The sequence below is a fragment of the Corallococcus llansteffanensis genome (genome assembly GCF_003612055.1).
GTDB lineage: Bacteria > Myxococcota > Myxococcia > Myxococcales > Myxococcaceae > Corallococcus > Corallococcus llansteffanensis.
This window is the reverse complement of record NZ_RAWB01000929.1, coordinates 1-2,113: the sequence shown is the minus strand read 5'-3', so window position 1 is coordinate 2,113 and position 2,113 is coordinate 1. Positions and strand designations below refer to the sequence as shown.

The following is a 2,113-nucleotide window of genomic DNA, read 5'->3' as shown; positions in this document are numbered from 1 at the left end:
GTCATGCCTCGGGCTTCTCGGGGCATCCAGAGCGGGAGGGCCAGCCCCTCCCCGGAGTAGGACTGGAGTTTCTCCAGGGTGTCCGGGGAGGTGATCCGGTCAACGCTTCAGGGTGAGGGCTCGGCGGTGGGCAGCTGCGCGAGCATTCGCTTGGCGAACTCGTGTTTGTTGTTGAGGGCCAGGAGCTCGTCCAGCAGCGTGCGGGCGGTGGCCGGATCGTTCTGACGCAGGGCCAGCCGCGCGCCCAGGACATAGGCGCGCATGAGGGCGGGGTCCTCCGAGCGCAGCGCCTCCAGCTCCTGCGAGACGGTCTGGAGGGTGGCCGCGGGAGACCCGGAGCTGAGGGCGAACTCGGCATGGGCCAACCGGCTCCAGGCGGCGGCGCTCTCCACCTGCCGCAGGCGTTCGGCGAGGGCCAGCGCCTCCGCATTGCCGATCACCGAGGCAAACAGGGCCTGGGCCTTCAGGCGCGCGGCCACGGTGGCGGCGGGCTCCACCTCTGGCGCGGCCCGGACGGCGAGCATCAGGGCATCGAGCCGCTTGCGAAGCGCTTCGATGGCCACGCGCATCGGCTGCTGTTCGCGCTTGATGTCGCGCATCAGCTCACGCCCGACGTCCGCGCGGTCCTTCCAGTCCGAAGGGCGCCTGGCGGTGGTGAGCTGGTCGACCTGTCGCTGGAGCTGATCCGACTGGCTCCGCAGCCGGGTGAACTCCGCGAGCAGGTCGCCCAGTTGCAGGGTGAGGGCCACGGCCAGCTCGGCCTGGGCTTCCGCGTACTTCGGGTGGGCGGCAGACAGGGACTGGAGGGTCTGGATGGCCTGCTCGCGCGAAGCCGAGTCATCGCGGCGCAGCATCGCCACGGCCTGGTCCTTCTGCGCCACGGCCTCCGCGGGCATGGCGGTGTTGCGGTCGCGGAAGGCGGGATACGCCAGGTACCCGGCGAGGCCGAGGCCCGCCAGCACCGCGAGCACCAGGAGCAGGCGGGACACGGTGGACGGCGACGACTCCCCGGGCCCGTACTCGGTGACCACGGGCTCGGGGCGCGAAGCCCCGAGCAGCTCCGGCGGCAGGCCCCCGGCAGGCATGCGGGCCGGAAGGGGTCGATCCATCGCGCCCCCCAGCAGCGACGGCCCCGGCGCGGCGGCACGCGAGGGTTCGGTGCGGGCGAACGCCGCCGGGTCGTCGGGCAGCGCGACGCTCGAAGTGGGTGCGGAGGTTGCCCACGGTGCGCTGTCATGGCCGCCCGGAACGAGCCGGGCACGGGGGCCCGCGTCGCCCGACCACGACGGAGACTGCGGCTCTCCCGCCGGCGAGATGTCGCCGAACGAACGGGACGGAACGCGGGCTGCGGACGGTTCCGAGGGGCCAGACACCGCACCGAACGCACGGGTCGAGCCGCCCGGCTCAGCCACTCCAGAGGGACCCTGGACCGCACCGAAAGCCTGGGTGGACCCGACGGGCGCGAACGAACCTGACGAAGACGCCGGGCCGGACACCGCACCGAACGCCCGCGTGGATCCGCCGGGTTCGGCGTTCCCCGACGCTGGAGACGAAGGGCCCGGGACCGCACCAAACGCCCGCGTGGATCCGACTGCCTCGAACTTACCAGACGATGAACCCGTGGGCCCCTGGACCGCACCAAACGTCCGGGTGGATCCGATTGCCTCGGACGCGCCTGACGATGAACCCGCAGGGCCCGACACGGCACCAAACGTCCGGGTGGATCCAATTGCCTCGGACACCCCAGACGACGAACCCGCAGGGCCCGACACGGCACCAAACGGCCGGGTGGATCCAATTGCCTCGGACACCCCAGACGACGAACCCGCAGGCCCCTGGACCGCACCAAACGTCCGGGTGGATCCGATTGCCTCGGACACCCCAGACGATGAACCCGTGGGCCCCTGGACCGCGCCAAACGTCCGGGTGGATCCGATGGCCTCCGATGCGCCTGATGACGACGGCGTAGGGCCCGACACCGCCCCGAACGTCTGCGTCGAACCACCAGGAACCGAGCCACCCGGTGCAACAGCGACCTGCGCCGACCCGAACGGAGGCGTCACGCTGCGCCCCGCGCCAGACGAAGGCCCGGCGACTCCCGGCCCCCCTGCCC

1 protein-coding gene is annotated in these 2,113 nt (G+C 72.1%); it reads right to left on the bottom strand.

Annotation, left to right across the window (positions count from 1 at the left end):
• Window positions 1-107: 107 nt before the first annotated feature.
• Window positions 108-1,109: a tetratricopeptide repeat protein gene (locus tag D7V93_RS42160; protein ID WP_147451648.1), complete on the bottom strand. Its 1,002-nt coding sequence runs from the start codon at window positions 1,107-1,109 to the stop codon at window positions 108-110.
• Window positions 1,110-2,113: the final 1,004 nt, after the last annotated feature.

Excerpts from the sequence above, each read along its gene's own strand:
- D7V93_RS42160 (WP_147451648.1), bottom strand. The coding sequence starts at position 1,109 with ATGGATCGACCCCTTCCGGCCCGCATGCCTGCCGGGGGCCTGCCGCCG.